Source organism: Methanosarcina sp. 2.H.A.1B.4 (genome assembly GCF_000979385.1).
GTDB lineage: Archaea > Halobacteriota > Methanosarcinia > Methanosarcinales > Methanosarcinaceae > Methanosarcina.
Genome location: NZ_JJOV01000056.1, coordinates 25,660 through 46,760, shown reverse-complemented (window position 1 = coordinate 46,760; position 21,101 = coordinate 25,660). Strand labels below are relative to the sequence as shown.

Genomic DNA, 21,101 nt, shown 5'->3' with positions numbered 1-21,101 from the left:
TCGAGCTCTATCTAACACGATTCTTCAGCTTGAATGAATCATAATTATATTTATTGAACCTTAATGGTGAGGACAACTTGGTTTCAGAGGTATTAAAAAAGCAAATAGACCGGTTCCTGCTGGCTTTCGGTTTTTCCCTTATGTTCGGGATAATGATTCTTGGACAGGATTTCAGGCAGGCTGTAGGAGAAGCAGTAGGGGCTTTAATGGACCCTGTGCTCATGCTGGTCGGACAGGAGAACTTCCACCTGGTTCTTTTAATTATGGCTGCTATCACTGCCATCTACGCATCCCTTATCCAGAAGTACACCATCGACTGGGAACTCATGAGGAACACTCAGGAGCGCATGAAGGTTTTTCAGAAAGAGTTTCGGGAGGCACAGCTTTCCCAGAATACCTATATGCTGAAAAAACTTGAAGACCAGCGCAAGGATATGATGGAAGATCAGATGAAGATGTCAAAGCAGCAGTTCAAGCCCATGGCTTATATCAGTATTATCTCCCTGCCTCTCTTCATGTGGGCTTACTATTACATTAGCGGGCACGGAGCTGCCACCATGGTCTTTCCCTTCTGGGGCGAACAACTGCTTACTTCAAAGGCTTTTGGTCCTTTCCAGCACTGGATCTACTGGTACTTTATCTCCTCTCTCGGGGTCAGCCAGCTTATCCGGAAGGCGCTGAATATCGGTGGGGTCTGATGCAGATCACAGTGAGTGGGCTTCCCGGGAGCGGGACAACAACCCTCTCCAGGCTCCTGTCTGAATACTATGAGCTTGAGCTGATTTCCTCTGGTGAAATCTTCAGGAAGATGGCAAGGGGGAGAGGAATGAGCCTGTCTGAGTTCGGTGCCATGGCTGAAAAAGATCCCTCCATTGATCTTGATATCGATAAAAACCAGAAATCCATTATCCATACCCAGGACAACATCATTCTCGAAAGCCGGCTTGCAGGCCATATGGCTGAAGGTGTACCCAATGTGCTTAAAATCTGGATAAAAGCCCCACTACTGACAAGGGTTAAGCGTATCCAGAGGCGTGAGAAATCAATCTCCTTTGATGAAGAACTGGGAAAAACGGTTGAAAGGGAAAAATCCGAAGCCCTTCGTTATAAGAACTATTACGGCATTGATATTGCAGATCTATCAATCTACGACATTGTTATCGATTCTGAAAAATGGAACCAGTACCAGACTCTTGATATCCTCAGGGTCGCTATTGACTCTCTTGTCGGACCGGAGTGATTTTTCACCAGCCCTCCGATTTACCGAGGTAGAGTTTTTATATCAAGCGTAGGGTTTTATCTGCCGAACCCTGATATTATGGATACCATATCTATACGGGACATTTATGTTGCTACTGATGCCTGATGTTGCTGCTGATGCCTGATGTTGCTACTGGATATCTTACCTCTATATATGCCTGTTAACTCTCTGCGCCCGTTATGAAGGTTGCCTTACATTGATTGTCTCCATAGGGCATAACTATCTTTGCTGTAAATTCTTTACTGGAAATTACCTGTACTTTCTCGATACCTCATATTTACTACAGGTGTTTTAGATTTACTTGAATAACTCAGATTTAAAGAGTATCTCAGATTTAAAGAGTATTTCATATCTTTACACATTACCTATTTGAATCCATAACCACAACCCAGGAGTTTTGAAAAACCATGTCATCCGCCGGCAAACTGCCCGCAGAAGTTGAAAGAACCCTTGTCCGAAAGTCCGGCGCCTGGACAAATCCATCCTATGGCTGTTATCCGGAAAAGCGCCCTATCCTTGAATATATCGAAAAAGGAGTGGTGAATATTGACAAGCCCAGTGGACCTACAAGCCACGAAGTTGCAGCCTGGGTAAAAGCCATACTTGGTGTGAATACGGCAGGACATGCAGGTTCTCTTGATCCGAAGGTTACAGGGCTTTTGCCTACCTTACTGGGAAAAGCTACAAAAGCCGTGCCTGCCCTGCGTCTCTCAGGAAAAGAGTATATCTGCCATCTGAAGCTTCACCGGGCTATGCCTCCAAAGCTGGTTCGCCAGGTCTGCGAGGAATTTACAGGCCCCATTTACCAGATGCCTCCTATAAAATCAGCTGTTAAACGTGTTATGAGAGTAAGGACAATCTATTACCTGGAAGTGCTTGAAATTGAGGGCACGTCCGTACTCCTCCGCGTTGGGTGTGAGGCAGGGACTTATATCAGGAAACTCTGCCATGACATCGGGCTTGCTCTGGGCTGCAGAGGGCATATGCAGGGACTCCGCAGGACTAAAGCAGGGCCGTTTACGGAAAAAACCATTGTCACTCTCCATGAACTGAAAGACGCTTATGTGTTATGGAAGGAAGAGGGCGATGAGTCCGAACTGAGAAGGGTTATCCGACCAATGGAATCTGCCGTATCCCACCTTCCCAAAATTATCCTGCGGGACAGTGCAGTGGATGCGGTTTGTTCAGGCGCTTCCCTGGCAGTCCCTGGCATCACAAGTCTGGACTCCAATCTGACTAAAGGGGAACTTGCAGGGCTCTTTACCTTAAAAGGGGAATTTGTGGCTCTTGCAAAGGCTGAAATGAACACTGAAGAGATCCTCAAAGCTTCTGCCGGTATTGCAGCTTCTCCTATCCGCATACTTATGAACGCAGGAACTTATCCAAAAGGCTGGGCTAAAAAAGAGGAGCGTGTTCAGCTCTAACCTTTTAAATTCTTTTTTCCGTATACATTCCTAGAATAAGATTTATATACCACTATTCCGTTATGGTATAAGTCGTATCATAAGCTCTGTGCCGAGGTAGTCTAGTGGTAGGGCGCAAGCCTGGAAAGCTTGTGGGGCTTAGCCCCTCGGGAGTTCGAATCTCCCCCTCGGCGTCAGATTTTTCTCATTCTGATGTTTTTACAAATTTTTCAGTATTTCTTTAAAGATTTCTTATACTACTTCGACTTTCTTGTTCTACTCTACTATTCCTATGCTTTTTCTATCGATTTCTGTGCTTTTTCTATTAAACACGATTTCTGTACTATTCTGTGATGTTGTTTTTCTATATTTTTCTTTCACGTCTTTTCTTTATTCAGTAAATTTCCCATTATCATCTTTCAGTTCTTCCGAAAATTCACTTTCAGTGGGGGGCGGGCGCAGATATCCTTATATACTGGCAGTTGCATGTAAAAGAACTCATCAGTATATGCTGTAAAGAAGCTCCTTTAGAGAGCTGCTCCTGAGTTTTTCGTGTATTCTTTTAGGGTATTCGATCAGGGGCTACAGGATGCTGTATGCACTCCAATGGAGGAAGTATATGGTTGAAGCAAAAAATAACGAAGAACTAAGGCATCTTGTTCGGATTATGAATACCGACCTGAAGGGCGCAAAGCCCGTACAGTATGCTCTTACAGGTCTTCCCGGAATCGGGAGGCGTACTGCAATACTCATTGCAAAGGGCGCAGGGGTAAATCCTTTTGCTATACTTGGATATCTTCCGGATGAAGACGTAGCCAAACTCGACACTGCAATCGGAAGTTTTGAGGATCTCGTCCCTACCTGGATGCTTAACAGGCAGAATGACCTGGCCACCGGAGAAAACAAGCACCTGCTCGGAACAGATATCGTACTGACTTTCAGGGAAGACATTAACAACCTGAAGAAGGTCCGTGCCTACAGAGGTCTCAGGCACGAGAGAGGCCTTAAGGTCAGAGGACAGAGGACAAAATCCACAGGCCGCCGCGGATCAACTGTCGGTGTGAGCAGGAAGAAGTAATTTTTCGTTAAGGTGATTTGAAATGGCATATCCAGGTAAAAAAAGTAAAAGTTACGAGACTCCCAGGCACCCATGGCAGGAAGCCAGGATGGCTGCTGAAGTCCAGCTTGTGAAGGCATACGGCCTCAGAAACAAGAAAGAAGTCTGGAAAGCAGCTAGTATGCTCAGGATGTACAGATCCGAAGCCCGAAACCTGCTTGCAAACGTCGCTGGCGGTCAGGAAGGCGGACTTGAAGGTCACCTGAAGACTCAGTCCGAAGAAATTCTTGCCAAGCTCATTCGTTACGGTATTATCAAATCGGACGCTAACATTGACGATATTCTTTCTTTAAAGACTGAAAATATTCTTGAAAGGAGACTCCAGACCCAGGTTCTCCGTCTCGGGCTTTCCAGGACAGTTGTCCAGGCACGCCAGTTCATCACTCACGGCCACATTGCAATTAACGGAAGAAAAGCTACAATTCCGGGAATGCTGGTCTCAAAGGAGGACGAGATGCATATCGAGTACTATGGGAACTCCCCTCTCATGAGTGAAGCCCACCCTGAAAGACCTGTCCAGGTAGCATCCTACCTTGCAGACAGCGCAACAACCCTTAAGGCTGCCGCTGAGGCAAAGCAGGCAAGAGAAAGACCTCCCGAAAGGAGAGGCGGTCCAGGTGGAAAGAAGAAGAGAGGAGGGAGGAGATAAACATGGCAGACATGAAATGGGCTGTGGCCCACATCAAATCCTCATTTAACAACACGATCATTACGATAACTGACATCACTGGGGCTGAAACTATTGCAAAGTCCTCTGGTGGTATGGTCGTAAAGGCTGCAAGGGACGAAAGCTCTCCTTATACTGCCATGCAGATGGCTGGCCAGCTTGCTGACCAACTCAGGGACAAGGGCATCCACGGCATCCACATCCAGGTAAGAGCTCCCGGAGGAAACAAGCAGAGAAGCCCCGGACCCGGTGCACAGGCTGCAATCAGGGCTTTTGCAAGAGCAGGAATCCGCATTGGCAGGATTGAAGATGTTACTCCTGTCCCGCACGACGGCACCCGTCCTAAAGGCGGAAGGCGTGTATAAAGAGAATTATTCAGAGAATTCTTCAAAATTCTCTTTTTTTAAGGTATTCAAAATTAAGGGGAATTAAGGTATATGACGATGGAAGTAGACATTCTGGAGTTATCGGACAGATCTGCAAAGTTTGTGCTGTCCAGGGTAAGCACGGCGTTTGCTAACGGCATCCGGCGTGCCATGGTCGCTGATGTACCCACTCTTGCAATCGAGTATGTAAACCTTTACGACAACACCTCCGTACTCTATGATGAACAGCTGGCTCTCCGTCTCTCCTTAATACCGCTTGTAACGGATATAGAGACGTACAGGCCTCAGGCTGAGTGCGACGTCTGCGAAGGAGAAGGTTGCCCCGCCTGCGAGGTCTCCCTGACCCTCAGTGCAGAAGGCCCTGGAATCGTTCATTCGCGGGACCTTATCTCCGCTGATCCCAAGATCCAGCCAGCAGATCCGAATGTACCGATTGTTGAGCTGAAAAAGGGACAGAAGCTTGTGCTCGAGGCCATTGCCCATATGGGCTACGGTAGAGACAGCGTTAGATGGCAGGCAGGCGTTGCATGCGGCTACAAAAACGTGCCTGTTATAACCATTGAAAACTGCGATGCCTGCGGGCACTGTGCAGCAGAATGTCCTAAGGACATTATCAAGGTTGAAGAGGCCGGAGCAAAGATTGCCGAGGATGACGTCATAAGGTGTTCCCTCTGCAGGCTCTGTGAGAAGGTCTGTGACATCAATGCGATAAAGGTGAACTATGATGAGAGCGCTTTTGTTTTCACCATGGAGTCCGATGGTTCATATACAGCTAAAGACCTTGTCCTTAACGCCGCACATGTGGTTAAAGGCAAAGCCGAAGGCCTGATGACAATTCTGGACCAGCTCTGAATCCCGGTTTAGCCCGGGTTCAAGCACCATTTTTCCGACCGTATTCTGGCCTGAAAACCCTCATTACAGGGGCTTTCCTGCGCCCGGATACTTCAGGAATTATTCCGTTTACTGCGGGATCTTTCAACAATTATTGCCAGTGCCCCTCACGGCTCGAAACGTTTATATATTATCCATGATATTGTGAGGAAGTGCAAGGCGTAAAGCGCGCCGGAATTTAACAGGAAACAAGATGCGAGGGTTGCCCAGCCAGGTCAAAGGCGCTAGGTTGAGGGCCTAGTCTTGTAGGAGTTCGTGGGTTCGAATCCCATCCCTCGCACCAAATTTCTTAATATTATTAACTTTAAATTCAATACGCTTTTACATAAAAAAAATTATAATAAAGTTCTTTAAGCCAAAAATTCTTTAAGCCTATTCATTTGCTACATCTAAATGCGAGGGTTGCCCAGCCAGGTCAAAGGCGCTAGGTTGAGGGCCTAGTCTTGTAGGAGTTCGTGGGTTCGAATCCCATCCCTCGCACTATAAAACTTTTTTTAATGGCAATTGGGATACACAGGTCTTAAATCGTTAATAGGATCTTCTTAAAATATATGGGAAAAACCCGTGTTTCTGCCATGATTGCCTACTATTCAGTTCATTGGGTTTGATATTGTAAAGGCATTATTTCTTCATCTTTTCCTATACTCTCGAACCATCTCTACGTACTCAGCCGCATTTTCTTTTATAGCCTCAACCTCTGCCTCGTTTGTCTCCCTTTTTACCGTCCCGGGGACTCCGATAATAAGGCTGTTAGCCGGGAACTTCTTTCCCTGGGGCACAAGCGCATTTGCTCCTACGATTGAGTTTTTTCCTATCTCAGCTCCGTTCAGCACAGTTGAGTTCATGCCGATGAGTACATTATCTTCTATCTTGCACCCGTGAAGCACAGCCCCGTGCCCTACTGACACATTATCTCCAACCTGGACTCCGTTTTCGGGGTCTGCATGAATCACCACGCCGTCCTGGATACTTGTCCTGTTTCCTATCTTTATTTTGTTCTGATCTCCCCGAAGCACTGCATTGAACCATATGCTTGAAAAATCCCCAACCTCAACATCCCCTATTAAGTCTGCAGAATCCGCAACAAAAGCCGTTTCGGAGATTTTCGGGCTTTTGCCTTTAAAATCCATTATCATCTTTATCCTCCGCTTTTCAAGGTGCTATTTTTCTTTATTTATCTTATGTATCGGCATTGTTTATGTCGGTTTTCGATTTTAGCTCCTGCTATGCGTGGAGTCTTCTTTCTACAATTCTCAAAAATATCTCCGGGTTCAAACCTCATAACGTTTCAGATTGCATAACGATACACAAGGTATGCGATGACAATTATTGTCAGGACGGGACGGAAGTTCGGGGTCAATTCCTTGTAGCCTGTATTCCTTCTTTCAGGCTTCTGTCGCTTAAGCATGTGGCCTATTATTGAACTGATTGAAGGGTTTGTCAAATGTTCCTTTTTCCGGTATCTGACCATGAGCTTAAAGTGTGTCACTGTCACAATAAAGGCCAGGACGAAAATTGCAAAGCCGGCGATTTGGAGGTATCCTGCATAATCCAGTAGTGTTCCAATGGCCAAAAAAGAAACAAAATATACCGGGATTGAGCGTAACAGTTCTTCTACCACAATGGGATCCCATTTCAAACCTTAGCTCCTTCTTCTCCTCTCAGTATATGTTTTTTTGTTACGTGCTTACTTTTGCTCACGACTTTAAAAATGTTGCGTTTCCCGAATTTCGTTTCGGCACCCGAATTGCGCCTCGGGAGTACGCGGTCCTTTTCGCTGCGCTCAAGAGGACTAATTGATGATTTTTAGTAGTGAACTTCACTTGCTCAAGCGGACTAAATTACAGATCTTTCGGACCCATTCATCCATATTCGCTATTCTGGGTCGTTCCTGTCACGCTCGACGCAGGAGAGCGGTCTTATAAAAAAAAGAGAAAAGCCAGAACGTAAAGAGATCAACTGGTCTGGTAAAGGACTAACGAGACACCAGCAGGAAACAAACAGGTAAAAGCAACCGAAAAATATCGGCTGTCTTCTGATCTGAATCAACAGACTCTGGGGATCGGGTCTCCAGCCGGCACGTCCACATAACGCATGCCTCCGAAGCGATTTCTCAGGATTACTTCTCCTTTGTTGTCTGCAGTAACCTCTCCGATAAGGGCTGCCTCTTTGCCGTAGGGGTGCTGCCTGAGGATGGAGAGCACTTCTTCTTCGAATCCGGCTTTGACTCCGATGACGGCTTTTCCTTCGTTTGCAACTTCGAGGGGGTCAAGACCCAGCATTTCGCAGGCTGCTGTGACTGCGGGCTTGAAGGGGATCAGGTCTTCTTCGAGGAGGATCCCTGTTCCGGCTTTTGCTGCCATTTCGTTGAGGGCGTTTGCAAGCCCTCCGCGGGTCGGATCTTTCATAGCTGTAATTACCGGTTCCCCTTCCTGCGTCCGGAGTTTCAGGATTGGTTCTATGAGTTTCCAGAGGGGCGCGGAGTCCGAGACAAGGTCGGTATCGAAGTCAAAACCTTCCCTGTGAGCCATAAGAGAGATCCCGTGGTCGCCGATCGTGCCTGTGACAAGGAGCCGGTCTCCTGGCTTCAGTCCCGAATCCCTTACAGGGCTGTCCGTTATGCCGAGGCCTGCTGTGTTCAGGATGATTGAGTCAAGGGCAGTTTTTTCCACGGTTTTTGTGTCGCCTGTAATTATAGGGACTCCAACTTCCGCAGCAGTTTTGTCCATTGTTTTGATTATCTCTTCAAACTCATGAATTGGAAAACCTTCAGGGACTATGACTGCGCAGGTAAGGGCAAGGGGCTTTGCTCCCATCACCGTGAGATCGTTGATGGTGCCTGAAACTGCCAGACGTCCTATATTGGTGTCCGGGAAGAAAGCAGGGGTTATCACGTGGCTGTCCGTTGTCAGCACAAGTTCGGAAGCGGGGTTAAAGTTCTCAAGTCTGACCGTAGACCCGTCATCAAGGCTTTCAAGGCCTATTGAGCCTGCGCTTTTGTTGCGGAAGTTTTTAAGGATAATCTCCCCTATAAGCTCCTGCATTACCTCTCCGCCTGCACCGTGTTCCAGGGAAATGGCATTTGCTTTCATATCCGGTCTCCTTTTACTTTTATCCGCGTTTAAACCGCTTTGAATTGCTTTACTTTCTCTGAGCTTCCTGTGCTCTTCCGATTCCAAGTTCAATAAAGCTTATCCAGGTCTCAAGGCTCTCCCAGTCGTGCTTTGAAGTAAGGATGACCGGCACATCAGGGTTTAAGGAAAGGATGTCATCCCTCATTTTCTCGGCGTCAACGTCAACTGCATGTGCAATGTCAACCTTGTTTATGACTGCAAGTTCTGCAGTTTTGAAAATCATAGGATGCTTGAGGATGATATCGTCTCCTTCAGTGACGCTCACCACAACCACCCTGAGATGTTCTCCAAGCTTGAAGTCCACAGGGCAGATCAGATTGCCCACATTTTCAATAATAAGGAGATCCGTATTGTCAAGGTCGATCTCATCGAGGGCTTTCTCCACCAGTTTTGCGTCCAGGTGGCATTCCTTTCCAGTGTTTACAGGGATTGTCTGCACCCCGAGTTTCCTGAAACGTGAGGCATCCATCTCTGCGATGACGTCACCTGCGATTACCACTGTTCTGTACTTTTCTTTGAGGTACCTGACTGCCTCTTCGATCAGAGTGGTCTTTCCTGACCCGATGGCTCCCATAACGTTGACTGAGAAGACTCCGTGTTTGTCAAGGGCCGTCTTGTTTTTTTCGGCAATCTTATCATTTGCCTTGAACACATCGTGTCCCATGTGGATTACATGCATTAACATAAACATCACTCGGGGTTGCTTGATTATCTCGATGAAAAAATCCGTTTGTTGTTTGTGAATTAAATTTTACGGATCAGGATTTCTGTTTAGGTAGGTATGTTTGAATGTTTAGGTAGTATGTTTGAATGAGAGTTGAAATGAGTATTTTTAAGTGACTATATTTGATAGACCTGCTACCTTTTACTACATTTATATATTTGTCTGCCTGGAGGTTCACTTTTCTACTTCTGTCTCAATATCAATGCTTTTTATAATCAGTTCTCTGCCCCCTGTGATGCGAGCATTTTTTCCGCATACAGGGCATTCAAGCGCTGCGATGTATTCCAGAAGTTCGCTTCGGAGTTCGCCATCCTTTCCTATCTGTGTTTCATCCACAGTGCCGGCGTATCCGCACTCGCATTCCAGGGAGGGTGGGATCATCTCTACAATGAACTCCGCATTTTCAGCAATGCTCCCCTCGGCAATGGCCTTAAAACAGAAGCTCAGTTGCTCCGGATTTGTATGGGCAAGCCTCCCCATTTCCAGGATTACATGCCTGACTTCCTGGGCTTCGTGAGCTTCGGCAGTTGCTATTACCTGCTCAAAGATCTCACAGGCGATGGAATACTCATGCAAGCCTGCTTCCTCCTTCCCGCGAGTACCTGAACCAGTTGTAGCACATACCTTCCTGACTGACCATACAGGGTCCCGTCGGATTTTTCGGGGTGCAGTCTTTCCCGAAGTTGGGGCACTGGGATGGTTTTGCTTTCCCTGTGAGGATAGCTGCACAGATACAGCGCTTCTTATCCTTTTTCTCCGCTTTTGCCCTTATCTCTGCAAGGGAAGCAGAATAAAGGTCTTCATGCTTCTTTGAGGCGTCTTTTTCCTCATACTCTTTCCTGAGCACTAACCCCGAACCCTCTATATTTCCAATCCCCCTCCACTCGGACTCCGAGGTTTCGAATACTTCATTCATCATTTTCAGGGCTATTGTGTTCCCTTCTGGCTTTACGACCCTTGGATATCCATTGTCTACCCTTGAGACTCCTTTCTCTGCCTGTGCCAGGAGCAGGTTTATTCCGAGGAGGATATCTCTTGCCTCAAACCCGCTTACAACAACAGGAAAGCCTTCTTCTGCAAGAGGTTCGAAGGGCTTTGTCCCTATAATGGTTGCTACATGCCCGGGGGCAATAAAAGCATCAACTTCGGCATCGCTGGCAAGAAGTTCGACTGCTGGAGGGGTCTGTTTCTGGGAGGCAAGGAGGCTGAAGTTTTCGGGCGGATTTCTGAGAAGGGCAGCTGCATTAGCAGGGACCGTGGTCTCAAAGCCGACTCCGAAAAAGACCACTTCGAGCTCAGGTTTTTTGTTTGCAAGGGATACGGCATCATCAATGCTGTACACCATCCTTACGTCTGCTCCCTCAGACTTTGCATCCAGCAGGCTTTCTGCCGAACCAGGGACCCTCATCATATCCCCGAAAGTGACTACAGTTGCTCCACTCTTTGCAAGAGCAATCGCAATGTCAATGTCTTTTTCTGGAGTGACGCATACAGGGCATCCGGGACCGCTTATTACGTCTATATTCTGTGGGAGCACGCTTCTGAGCCCGTATTTTGCTATAGTCCTTTCGTGCGTACCGCAGACATGCATTACACGGAGTGAGATTCCGGAGGCTTGAATTCTTTCCAGAAGCTTTTTTTCAAGTTCAGGCATACTGGGTTTTAAAGAAGAATCCTCGTTTTTCATTTCACTCAGCGTCCGTTTCTTCGGAGGACCTCGTTTCAGAGATATCCGAATCTTCAAGGCCTGATATCTGCCTGAGGAGACGCATGGTTTCTTCACTCTCTTCTTTTGAGATTTCAGATATTGCGTACCCTACATGGACAAGGACATATTTCCCGAGCAGAGCCTCACTGGCACCTCCAAGCAGGTCCATGTTTACATCTCTGCATATCCCACCCATATCAACCGTGGCAGTGTTTTCATTGACGATGGCCTTGATTTTTCCAGGTATAGCTATACACATATTACCTCTACTGTTTTTCGTCCCTATTTTTCTTTTCAAAATCTGATAATTGCGAAATCTAATTATCAGTGAGAACAATATTTTTCGAACAATACTTTAAGAGGACTGGCCTTAATGCGATTACTCGCCATTTAAATTGATACTCAAATTCTCAAGGTTTAGTATGCTAGAATATGCTAGTGCTAGAATATGCCAGGAACTAAATCCCTGGGCTTTATAAAAGTAAGTATATTGGTGAATATTATTTTGCGCAATTGTATAGTTCTCTATTATATCTTTTTTGTTTTTAATTTTACCTTCAAATTGATACCTGTTTTTGCTCTTATTTTAGAGCCGACCTGGGAAATGCTTTTTACAATGTTCAATAACCTGTTTTGACTATTATTAAGGTTAATTTAATTCAAGATTTGTATTTAATCAAAGTTGTGCTGGCGAACTCCGCTGCAAGCAATGGGTATGTTCGCACCCCCGTTCCAAAGTCCATAAACGGAAACAATAACCCTAATACGACTTAGTTCGAGCAGAAGTTAACAAACAAAAAATGGAATCGATAAATCGTATTATCACTAACGGTTCTCGGGGAAGTTTTCCATCCCCGCAGCAAGCTGCTGGGTATTCGACTGAAAACAAACTTCTTTTACCTCATTAATATATTTATTCTATAGTGTAAAAATCCTTAAATACTATTCCCTCATTGAAAACATTATTGGTATATTTATATACACATTTATATAATTATAGCAAATTTATATTCGAACTTTCTTTCGTACATATATTTTGGGTAAAAAACAAGATGTGGTAGAGATGAGTACTGGAATGAAAAATCTTATTCGTACACTGGATAGTTTAGATTTTTTAAAACTAGACCGGCGTACTTTCATGAAGGCTGTAGGCGTGCTTGGCGCAACTACATTTCTTGGCACCTATAAAACAGAGATCGCAAGTGCGCTTGAGTTTGCAGAGACAAAGATTATCTGGCTTCACGGTGCTGAGTGCACTGGCTGTTCCGAATCCATTTTAAACGGAGGCAATCCTGATATTGTCCAGGCAATCAGCAAACTCAATGTCAACATTGCTTACCATGAAACTCTTCTTGCCCAGCAGGGGCTATTTGTCGATGGCGAGCCTGTAAACACCTCTGAACTGAACTCCGAGCTTCTCGTTGACGAACTTATCGAAGAAGGCAACTATATCCTTGTCGTGGAAGGCGCAATTGCAAACGGTCCGGATGGCTCGGGGCGCTACTGCGTTATCGGGAACAGGACTTTCAAAGAGCTCTTTGCAAAAGCTGCAACACGTGCCAACGCTATCCTTGCAGTTGGAACCTGTGCTACTTATGGGGGAATTGCCTGCGCTGACAGCGCTGTTTCCCAGGTTACGGATTACAGGGGAGTGGCTTTCACAAAGGAAGATAGCTCAAAAGGCATGCTCACAGAGCTTGGGATCCACAAGCCCGTAATTAACATCCCTGGATGTCCTGCACACCCGGACTGGATTCTCCTTACCGTAGGTGCGATAATCCTTAACAAGATTAAGGTTCCCGAAGACCTGGAGACTATCCTTGACCAGTACGGAAGGCCCAAGGTCTTTTTCCCTCCCGACCACACAGTACATGAAAACTGCCCTCGCCGCGGCTACTATGACCGTGGAGAGTTCGATGAGCAGATTGGCGGAGAAAAGTGCCTCTGGAAATTAGGCTGCAAAGCTCCTTATTCTCACGCAGACTGCGCCATTCGCCGTTGGAATGGTTCCGTAAGTATGTGTACTCAGGCAGGTTCCCCCTGTATTGCCTGCGTTGAACCCGGCTTCCCTGACTCAGCAAGGCCTTTTTATGTTGAAGCTGAAGACAAGGGCGTGCTTCTTGGGGCAAATATTGACACATTATCCAAGGTTGCAGTCGGTGCTGCTACCGTAGCTGCAGGGGTACATGCTGTTCGGAGAATGAAAGGAGAGTGAGTAAAAAATGGTAAACGTTACAGTCGACCCCTTAACAAGAATTGAAGGTCACCTTCGCCTGTCCACTGAAGTAAATGCTGAGGGCGTTATAACTGATGCCCAGAGCTCCTGCCTCATGTTCAGAGGCTTTGAACGCATCCTGCAGAATCAAGACCCGAGGGATGCAGCCCTTCTTGTCCAGAGGATCTGCGGGGTATGTCCTACTTCTCATTCCCTCACAGCCGCCAACGCCCTTGACCAGCTCTTCGGTGTGGCTGATACAATTCCAAAAGATGCACTTGTAGCAAGGAACATTAACCAGGCTTTAAACTTCATTGCAAGCCATGCAACCCACATATACATACTCTGGGGCCCTGACCTTGCAAACCCTGCATACCGTGATGTCCTTACCCCTCTCGGGGAAACCGGAAACGCAGTCTGGAAAGAAATGGTCGGCAGATTTGCCCCGATCAGCTACAAGATCGATGGGGAATCCATGCCTGTAGGATCTTCCTACCTTGCAGCAATTCCTGAAAAGAAGCGCCTTCAGGAAGCAATTGCAGTAATCGGCGGAAAAATGCCCCACCAGGTTACATCCTATCCGGGCGGATATACCTACAAGCCAAACGTGGCAGATATTGGCAAGCTTTCCTCTTATTATCTTCAGGTCATGGACTTCGTTTCGAATTACACTTTGAAGGTTCCATTCGAGACCTGGATTGAAAACACTTACAATGCAAGCTCCCCTCAGAAGGCAGTAAGCTTCGTGGTTGAACACCTCAAAGGCCTTGTTGATAAATCCGTAGCCTCAAATGACTTCTCCAGGGAAGCAGGCTGGGGAGATGCAGAGTTTTATGCTGCCTTTGGTTCCGAACTTGTTGGAGAAGCTCTGCTTGGTCTTCCTGCAAGCCTTAAGCACGACAAAATCGGCGGATACAGCGACCCCTCAAAGATCGCCTTCCTTTCATACGGCGGGTTCTACAAACCTGAGAATGGGGACGGATACGATCCGAACAGCCCTGCAGGAGACCGCTTCCTGACTTCAGGTGTTGTGACCGGAAGCCTCGAATATCAGAATTTTGATGCAAGCAAGATTACTGAAAGCGTTGCTCACGCCTTCTATGATGACACAGCTGACCTCCACCCCTCAAAAGGTGAAACCAATCCGTTTACCGATCCTGAGGCAATCCGCTTTGACCAGGGCTCCGAGAGCAGGTACACCTGGAATAAGGCTCCGAGATATGACGGAACTCCCTGTGAGGTTGGGCCTCTTGCACGTATGCTTGCAGCTAAAGAGCCGCTCGTGACCGGGCTTGCTCTGGCCTTTAACGAGAAAGGTTACTCTGCAGCTAACGTTTACACAAGAATGATGGCTCGTATCCAGGAAACCGCAATTCTCGCAAACGAGCTCTTTAAGTGGGTAACTGTCGATTACGACCCTAACGGCAAGATTGCTGTTGACACCGACCTTTCAATGGCAAAGAATTCGGAAGGCATGGGTCTCTGGGAAGCTCCACGTGGTGCTCTCGGGCACTGGGTTTCCACTGACAGCAACTCTAAGGTTATCACCTACCAGCCTGTAGTTCCGAGCACCTGGAACCTCTCCCCGAGAGATGGTGCAGGCGTACCCGGTCCTCTTGAGCAGGCTCTGATTGGGGCAAAAATCAATGCCGTAGACAATGCTCTTGGTGTCAATTACACCAATCCTGTTAACATCCTCCATATCGGTAGGTCCTATGACCCGTGTGTTTCATGCGCAGTCCATACCATTGACCTAACCGGGAAAAACACTCCACGTACTTTGAGAATAGTATAAGGAGATGACCTATAAATGAAATCCAAAGACAACCCGATGGTTGTTGAGCGGTATACCGTCCTTGACAGGACGGCCCATACCATCCACGCTATTTCAATGCTGGTGCTCATCATTACCGGGTTAAAAATCTACGCAGGCTGGGACTTTATGAGTTTCCACAATGCCCGCGCCCTTCACATGATCACAGTTCCTGCTCTGCTTGCAGTGAACTGGATCCTTATTCCGTACAACATCTTCTCTTCAAGCGAAGGTGGGGTTCAGGAAAAAATTGCACATTTCATGGACCATTACGTCTTCGGTCCTGAAGATGCAAAGCGCCTGAAGGCAATAATCCTCAATTTCTTCGGAAAGGGTGAGTACCCCGCATTCACCATTTATGATGAGGTGTCGGGACACTATAAGACCAAACTTCACCCCTTAATGAAGATCCTTATTGTGCTCGAAGGCACCGCTATCTTCGTGATTGCCGTTTCAGGTATTGTCATTTACAGGCTTGACTGGGCACTCTTAGGCCTCCCTATAGGGTCATGGATCCTTACGGCAGGAGACATGGTTGCACCTGCTTTCAATATGTCTTCCCTGCAGTTTTACAGGGCTCTCCACCTGGTCATGACGTATTTTTTTGTATTTGAACTCGTTGTCCACGTGGGTATCCTTGAGTTTAACCCGCATGTCTGGAAGAATCACAAAGCAATCTTCTGGTCCGGAAAAGAGGACCTTTCAGATTCCCGTTACGCGGAAATCGTAAAACCCAAACCAAAACAACTTTCTGACAGTGAGATCTGGCACGAATCGTCCGATACGCCTTCTGAAGTCGTAAAAGATTAATGCCAGGGGAATTCCAAAGTCCGGGAAAAATGTAATATAGGCATAGAAAGCTGCTAGAAAAGAATGAAAAACAGATGTTCAACTTCGTAACGTGAAAATATGTCTATATTACATGCTCCTGTAAGGATCCTGGGCTGCGGAAGCCCACTAATGGGCGATGATGGCGTCGGCCTGAAAGTTATAGAAGTCCTTAAAAAAACGGAACTTGAAGGGCTTGAAGGCCTCGATATAGCAGATGCGGGGGTCTGCGGGCTTGACCTCCTGAACCTGCTTGACGATGCGAGAAAAGTCATAATAGTTGATGCAGTCCTTACAGGCAGCCGGACAGGTTCAGTACACCGCATCGAAGGCAGGGACCTGATAAAGGGCACTGAGCCGCACACACTGGTCTCGGTGCACGATCTCACAATTACCGATGTGTTGAGAATTGGAGAACAGGTGCAGTCCCTTCCGGAAATTGTGGTAATAGGAATAGAGATTGGAGAATTAGCTACTGAAATCTCCCGGGATATCAGTCCTGAAGTCCTTAAGGCTGTAGATGAAGCAATAAAGCTGATAAGGGAAGAAATCTCTGAGCTTATCTGAATTTTTTATTCTTCTTTCCGTTTTTTATAATTCTTCTTTCCGTTTTTGTTATTTTACTTCCTGGTTTCTTTTTCCTCAGTACCTTTCCTTTTATGAGAGCAAAATTCGATTATCAGAGTGTTTTCAGGAAAATATCAACTTATCAATAATGGAGTACTTATTTTTTGAGTTACTTTTTTATCAATTGGGTCTGCTATTAATGATATATTATCTACTATCTTTTGCACTAAATTATTCTATTTCTACATGAGGGGTGTGGAATGAGTGGGGAAGGGGATCTTGACAGGTTCAAGAATCTGGATTTCATGAAGATGGATAGGCGTACCTTTCTTAAAGCCGTTGGGGCTCTTGGTGCATCTTTTTTTTTGCAAACCTATAGAGGCGACATTGTACGAGCTCTGGAATTTGCGGAGACAAGGATTGTCTGGGTCCACGGCGGGGAATGTACCGGCTGTTCCATCTCTCTGTTGAATGGGGGTGAGCCTGATGTGCTTCAGGCCTTCTCTCGCCTTAACCTTAGGCTTGCGTACCACGAAGTCCTGCTCGGCCAGCAGGGTATTTACGTGGACGGAAAAATGGAAGGCACTTCTGAACTCAATTCCGAGATCCTTTTTGAAGAAGTGATTGCGGAAAAAGGGTACATTCTTGTTGCCGAAGGAGCAATTGCTAATGGGCCGAAAGGCACCGGCAAGTACTGTTTCCTGGGTGGGAATACCTACAAGGATATTTTCCGAAGGGCTGCGGAAAATGCTGCTTTCATCGTGGCTGTGGGGCAGTGTGCAACCAATGGCGGAGTTAATTCAGCAGACAGCGAGATCCGGGACCTTATGGACTTCAGGGGAGTTGCTTTCACCATGGAGGACCGGGATAGGGGAATCCTCACGGAATACGGGCTTGAAAAACCGGTAATCAATATCAACGGCTGTCCTCCCCATCCGGACTGGATGCTCCTTACTCTTGCCGCAGTTGTGCTCGGGAAAATTAAGGTCCCTGACGACCTCCCCTACGTGCTTGACGAATGGCTGCGTCCGAAGGTCTTTTTCCCTCCGGATCATGTCATCCATGACAACTGCCCGAGGAGGGGCTACTATGACAAAGGGGAGTTTGATACTGTGGTCAGCGGCCCGAAGTGCCTCTGGAAACTGGGGTGCAAGGCTCCATACACCCATGCGGACTGTGCTATACGCCGCTGGAACGGTTACCACAGTCTCTGCCCTCAGTCCGGGTCTCCCTGCATTTCATGTGTCTCTCCGGGTTTTCCTGAGAGTTCACGCCCCTTCTTCCAGGAAATTGAAGATGTTGGGATTGTAGGCACCAATATTGGTACCGTCGCAAAAGTTGCCATCGGGGCTTCCCTGCTTGCGGCAGGCGCCCATGCAGTCCGGAGAATTGCCATAAAAGAAAAGCCTGAAGAAAAGGGAAAACAGCCTGAAGAAAGGGAAGAAAAAAGCGAGGGGGACGAAAAAAGTGAGGCTGCAAAAAAAGATCAGGGGGATGAGTAAATGGTCGAGGTTACGGTTGATCAGCTTACCAGGATTGAAGGGCACTACCGGATTACTACCCAGGTCAATGAGGAAGGGATAGTTACCGAAGCCCAGAGTATGGGGCTCATGCTCAGGGGCTTTGAACGCTTCCTCCAGAACCAGGATCCCAGGGATGCTGCCCTCCTTACCCAGAGGATCTGCGGGGTCTGCCCGACTACCCACTCCATTGCAGCGGCAAATGCCCTTGACCAGCTCTTCGGGGTTGAGGATGCAGTTCCCAAAGATGCTCTTGTAATGCGCAACATCCACCAGTCTTTGAACCTAATAGCCAGTCACGCAACTCACGTCTACGTTCTCTGGGGCCCGGATCTTGCAAACCCCGCATACAGAACCCTTTTAGGAAACTATGGAGATACCGGAAAAGCTGTCTGGGACGAACTGCTCGGAAGGTTTGCCCCTATCAGTTACAGGCTCGATGGAGTTGATATTCCGGTTGGAAGCGGGTACGTAGCTGCACTCGGGGAAAAGCGGCGGCTGCATGAAGCTATTTCCCTCTTCGGAGCAAAGATGCCCCATTCTGTCGCTGCGCATGTCGGAGGTGTGACCTACGGGCCCACCACTGCAGATATAGGGCAGCTTGCTGCTTATTACTGGAAATTTATGGATTTTGTAGAGAACGTCGCTCTTGGAGTTTCCCCTGAAACCTGGGTCGAAAACACCCGGTTTGCCTCTTCCCCACAAAAAGCTGTAGGTTTCGTGGTTGACCGCCTGCAGGAACTTGTGGCTGCTTCTCTCGTTTCAAATGACTTTTCCTATGCGACAGGCTGGGGTGATGTCCCGCTGTACGCGGCTTTCGGCTCTGAGCTCATAGGCGAGGAAGTCCTGGGGCTTCCTGTGAGTATGAAACTTGACCGGATAGGAGGGTACAGTGACCCCTCAAAGATTGGTTATCTTGTTTACGGGCTTTTCTTCAAGCCTGAACTCGGAGATGGGTATGACCCTACAAGCCCTCCAGACTCCCGGGTCATTCCTTCGGGTTTTTTGAACGGAAATCTTGAGCTTCAGAAGTTCGATCACAGAAAAATTACTGAGAGTATTGCCCATTCCTTCTACGTGGACTCCGAGTCTGACCGATCCCCTCTGGAAGGGACCACTCAGCCGGAACCGGAACCCGATGAAATAGATTATTCTCGGGGAGTTGAAAGCCGGTATTCCTGGGTAAAAGCCCCTCACTATGACGGAATCCCCTGCGAGGTTGGGCCTCTTTCCCGTATGCTTGTCATGAAAGATCCTCTTATCACGGGCCTCGCAGAGATGTTCAGGGAAAAGGGTTACCCGATTACCAATACCTACCTGCGCATGCTTGCCCGGATGCAGGAGATCCTGGTGGTGTCCTCCGAACTCATTAAATGGTTGGCCGAGGATTTGGACTCCAATGGAAAATTTGCGGTTCCCACCGATCTTTCAATGGCAAAGGATTCGGAAGGCATGGGGCTCTGGGAAGCTCCGAGGGGCGCTCTGGGGCACTGGATAAAAACAGGGCCGGACTCAAAAGTCACGCTCTATCAGGCTGTTGTGCCGAGCACCTGGAACATGGCACCGCGAAACTCCGCTGGAATTCCGGGCCCCGTGGAGCAGGCTCTTTCAGGCTCAAAGATTTCGGTTGCAGAAAATGCGCTCGGAGTTGATTATACAAACCCTCTCAGCATCCTTCACACTTCCCGATCTTACGATCCCTGTCTGGCCTGTGCGATTCATGCTATTGACCTCAAAGGGCAGCAAAAAGGGCAGTTCAGGGTGGTCTGATCAGGGGGCGAGGATATGGTTGGACAAAAAGAAAATCCGGGTATGGAGTACAGTCTGGTCGTTGAGCGCTATACGTTGCTTGAACGGGTGACACACCTTGTCCACCTGCTCTCTATGCTGACTCTCGTTGTTACCGGGCTTAAAATTTATCTCGGCTGGGATTTCATGGAATTTCATACAGCCCGCACCCTTCATATGATTTCAGTCCCGTTTTTCCTGGTCGCAAACTGGATTCTTGTCCCGTATAATGTCTTTTCGTGTCCGGGAACGTGCAGTCTAAAGATCCGCTTCAACCATTTTTTTGAAAGCTACATTTTCGGGGTCGAGGATGCAAAACGTCTGAAGGCAATTATCCTTAATTTCTTTGGTAGGGGGGAGTATCCGGCATTTACCATCTATGATGTAAAAGAAGGGCATTACATAACAAAACTGCACCCCATGCTCAAGCTACTTATCATCATCGAAAGCACGGCAATCTTCTTTATCGCTGTCACAGGTATAGTGCTTTACAACCTTAACTGGTCTCTTTTAGGGCTTCCTGTGGCTCAGTGGATCATCTCCATTGCCGGATACTTCGCACCTTATCTGGGTGTATCTGCATTGGGCCTTATCCGTCTGGTTCACCTGACTGCAACTTACTGGTTCCTGCTTGAACTAACGCTCCATGTTGGGATTCTCGAGTTTGACCCCAAAGTATGGAAATACCACAAAGCGATCTTCTGGTCCGGAAAAGAAAATCTCTCAGACAGGAATTTTGTCAGGGTAATTGAAGAAAATGATACAAAATTATTCCTGAAAGATCAAAAATGATTACTGGAAGAGCATTAATGGTGGTAATAAGTAATAAATGGCTGATTAGTGTCAGAAATCAATTACAGTGCAGAGTAAATCGCTAAAAGAGTAAGGACCTGAAACTTCTTTTCTAACCGGATTTTCAGGCGCACCTATTTGGAAGTAGGGTGATTTCCATATGGTTATATACTGTCCCTTTCATATTTATATATGGGAATCCATATGCATGAACTGGCGGCAATCAGGACAAAAGTCGGCCAGATCATCCTCAACCTTTTTATTCTTTTTTTGGTGGTGATGCTAGG

21 protein-coding genes and 3 tRNA genes are annotated in these 21,101 nt (G+C 47.1%); 17 read left to right on the top strand and 7 right to left on the bottom strand.

Annotated features, from left to right (window positions below; genetic code table 11):
* The first annotated feature begins 77 nt into the window (after positions 1–77).
* The 10 genes from EO92_RS09090 to EO92_RS09045 all read left to right on the top strand — a co-directional run bounded on the left by EO92_RS09090 (position 78) and on the right by EO92_RS09045 (position 6,205).
* The gene (locus EO92_RS09090; protein WP_048161197.1) at positions 78–698 is read left to right on the top strand and encodes a DUF106 domain-containing protein; all 621 of its coding nucleotides are present in this window, start codon (positions 78–80) and stop codon (positions 696–698) included.
* Entirely contained in the window at positions 698–1,240 is a 543-nt protein-coding gene (gene cmk / locus EO92_RS09085) for a (d)CMP kinase (RefSeq protein WP_048136437.1), read from the top strand. Before EO92_RS09090 ends, cmk begins: the two co-directional genes overlap by 1 nt.
* 428 nt (positions 1,241–1,668) lie before the next feature.
* The gene (locus tag EO92_RS09080) at positions 1,669–2,685 is read left to right on the top strand and encodes an RNA-guided pseudouridylation complex pseudouridine synthase subunit Cbf5 (protein ID WP_048171041.1); all 1,017 of its coding nucleotides are present in this window, start codon (positions 1,669–1,671) and stop codon (positions 2,683–2,685) included.
* Positions 2,686–2,775: 90 nt separating this feature from the next.
* Positions 2,776–2,858, top strand: a tRNA-Ser gene (locus tag EO92_RS09075).
* 395 nt (positions 2,859–3,253) lie between these two features.
* Entirely contained in the window at positions 3,254–3,742 is a 489-nt protein-coding gene (locus EO92_RS09070) for a 30S ribosomal protein S13 (RefSeq protein WP_082107998.1), read from the top strand.
* Positions 3,743–3,764: 22 nt separating this feature from the next.
* Positions 3,765–4,430: a 30S ribosomal protein S4 gene (locus EO92_RS09065; protein WP_048161198.1), complete on the top strand. Its 666-nt coding sequence runs from the start codon at positions 3,765–3,767 to the stop codon at positions 4,428–4,430.
* A gap of 2 nt (positions 4,431–4,432) precedes the next feature.
* The gene (locus EO92_RS09060) at positions 4,433–4,813 is read left to right on the top strand and encodes a 30S ribosomal protein S11 (RefSeq protein ID WP_048136434.1); all 381 of its coding nucleotides are present in this window, start codon (positions 4,433–4,435) and stop codon (positions 4,811–4,813) included.
* 72 nt (positions 4,814–4,885) lie between these two features.
* Positions 4,886–5,686: a DNA-directed RNA polymerase subunit D gene (locus EO92_RS09055; RefSeq protein WP_048171039.1), complete on the top strand. Its 801-nt coding sequence runs from the start codon at positions 4,886–4,888 to the stop codon at positions 5,684–5,686.
* A 234-nt stretch (positions 5,687–5,920) separates the two neighbouring features.
* A tRNA-Leu gene (locus tag EO92_RS09050) sits at positions 5,921–6,008 on the top strand.
* A gap of 112 nt (positions 6,009–6,120) precedes the next feature.
* Positions 6,121–6,205 (top strand) — tRNA-Leu (locus EO92_RS09045).
* A 149-nt stretch (positions 6,206–6,354) separates the two neighbouring features.
* Here the strand turns inward: EO92_RS09045 and EO92_RS09040 are convergent.
* The 7 genes from EO92_RS09040 to EO92_RS09010 form a co-directional block, all read right to left on the bottom strand.
* Positions 6,355–6,861 (bottom strand): gamma carbonic anhydrase family protein, encoded by a 507-nt coding sequence (locus tag EO92_RS09040; RefSeq protein WP_048171037.1) that lies wholly within the window; start codon positions 6,859–6,861, stop codon positions 6,355–6,357.
* 152 nt (positions 6,862–7,013) lie between these two features.
* Entirely contained in the window at positions 7,014–7,364 is a 351-nt protein-coding gene (locus EO92_RS09035; protein WP_048171035.1) for a hypothetical protein, read from the bottom strand.
* A 406-nt stretch (positions 7,365–7,770) separates the two neighbouring features.
* Positions 7,771–8,817 (bottom strand): hydrogenase expression/formation protein HypE, encoded by a 1,047-nt coding sequence (gene hypE, locus EO92_RS09030; RefSeq protein ID WP_048171033.1) that lies wholly within the window; start codon positions 8,815–8,817, stop codon positions 7,771–7,773.
* Positions 8,818–8,866: 49 nt separating this feature from the next.
* Positions 8,867–9,538 carry a hydrogenase nickel incorporation protein HypB gene (gene hypB / locus EO92_RS09025; RefSeq protein ID WP_048136504.1) on the bottom strand — a complete coding sequence of 224 codons (672 nt, stop codon included), beginning with the start codon at positions 9,536–9,538 and terminating at the stop codon, positions 8,867–8,869.
* A 219-nt stretch (positions 9,539–9,757) separates the two neighbouring features.
* Positions 9,758–10,159, bottom strand: coding sequence for a hydrogenase maturation nickel metallochaperone HypA (gene hypA / locus EO92_RS09020; RefSeq protein WP_048171032.1), 402 nt, complete (start codon positions 10,157–10,159; stop codon positions 9,758–9,760).
* A complete protein-coding gene (gene hypD / locus EO92_RS09015) occupies positions 10,152–11,237 on the bottom strand; it encodes a hydrogenase formation protein HypD (RefSeq protein ID WP_235283266.1) in 1,086 nt (361 codons plus the stop codon). The genes hypA and hypD overlap by 8 nt, the downstream gene beginning before the upstream one ends.
* A gap of 34 nt (positions 11,238–11,271) precedes the next feature.
* Complete coding sequence (locus EO92_RS09010; RefSeq protein WP_048171029.1) at positions 11,272–11,550, bottom strand: HypC/HybG/HupF family hydrogenase formation chaperone; 279 nt, start codon at positions 11,548–11,550, stop codon at positions 11,272–11,274.
* A gap of 804 nt (positions 11,551–12,354) precedes the next feature.
* On the opposite strand from EO92_RS09010, the gene EO92_RS09005 reads away from it, so the two are divergent.
* The 7 genes from EO92_RS09005 (at position 12,355) to EO92_RS08975 (ending at position 20,814) form a co-directional block, all read left to right on the top strand.
* A complete protein-coding gene (locus tag EO92_RS09005; protein WP_200896758.1) occupies positions 12,355–13,506 on the top strand; it encodes a hydrogenase small subunit in 1,152 nt (383 codons plus the stop codon).
* A 7-nt stretch (positions 13,507–13,513) separates the two neighbouring features.
* A complete protein-coding gene (locus EO92_RS09000; RefSeq protein WP_048171025.1) occupies positions 13,514–15,301 on the top strand; it encodes a nickel-dependent hydrogenase large subunit in 1,788 nt (595 codons plus the stop codon).
* Between the two features lie 15 nt (positions 15,302–15,316).
* Positions 15,317–16,129, top strand: a complete 813-nt coding sequence (locus tag EO92_RS08995; protein WP_048171024.1) for a formate dehydrogenase subunit gamma — start codon at positions 15,317–15,319, stop codon at positions 16,127–16,129.
* A 99-nt stretch (positions 16,130–16,228) separates the two neighbouring features.
* Positions 16,229–16,714, top strand: coding sequence for a hydrogenase maturation protease (locus EO92_RS08990; protein WP_048162499.1), 486 nt, complete (start codon positions 16,229–16,231; stop codon positions 16,712–16,714).
* Positions 16,715–16,974: 260 nt separating this feature from the next.
* Positions 16,975–18,216: a hydrogenase small subunit gene (locus tag EO92_RS08985; RefSeq protein ID WP_048171022.1), complete on the top strand. Its 1,242-nt coding sequence runs from the start codon at positions 16,975–16,977 to the stop codon at positions 18,214–18,216.
* Complete coding sequence (locus tag EO92_RS08980) at positions 18,217–20,004, top strand: nickel-dependent hydrogenase large subunit (protein ID WP_048171020.1); 1,788 nt, start codon at positions 18,217–18,219, stop codon at positions 20,002–20,004.
* Positions 20,005–20,019: 15 nt separating this feature from the next.
* The gene (locus EO92_RS08975; protein WP_048171018.1) at positions 20,020–20,814 is read left to right on the top strand and encodes a cytochrome b; all 795 of its coding nucleotides are present in this window, start codon (positions 20,020–20,022) and stop codon (positions 20,812–20,814) included.
* Positions 20,815–21,101: the final 287 nt, after the last annotated feature.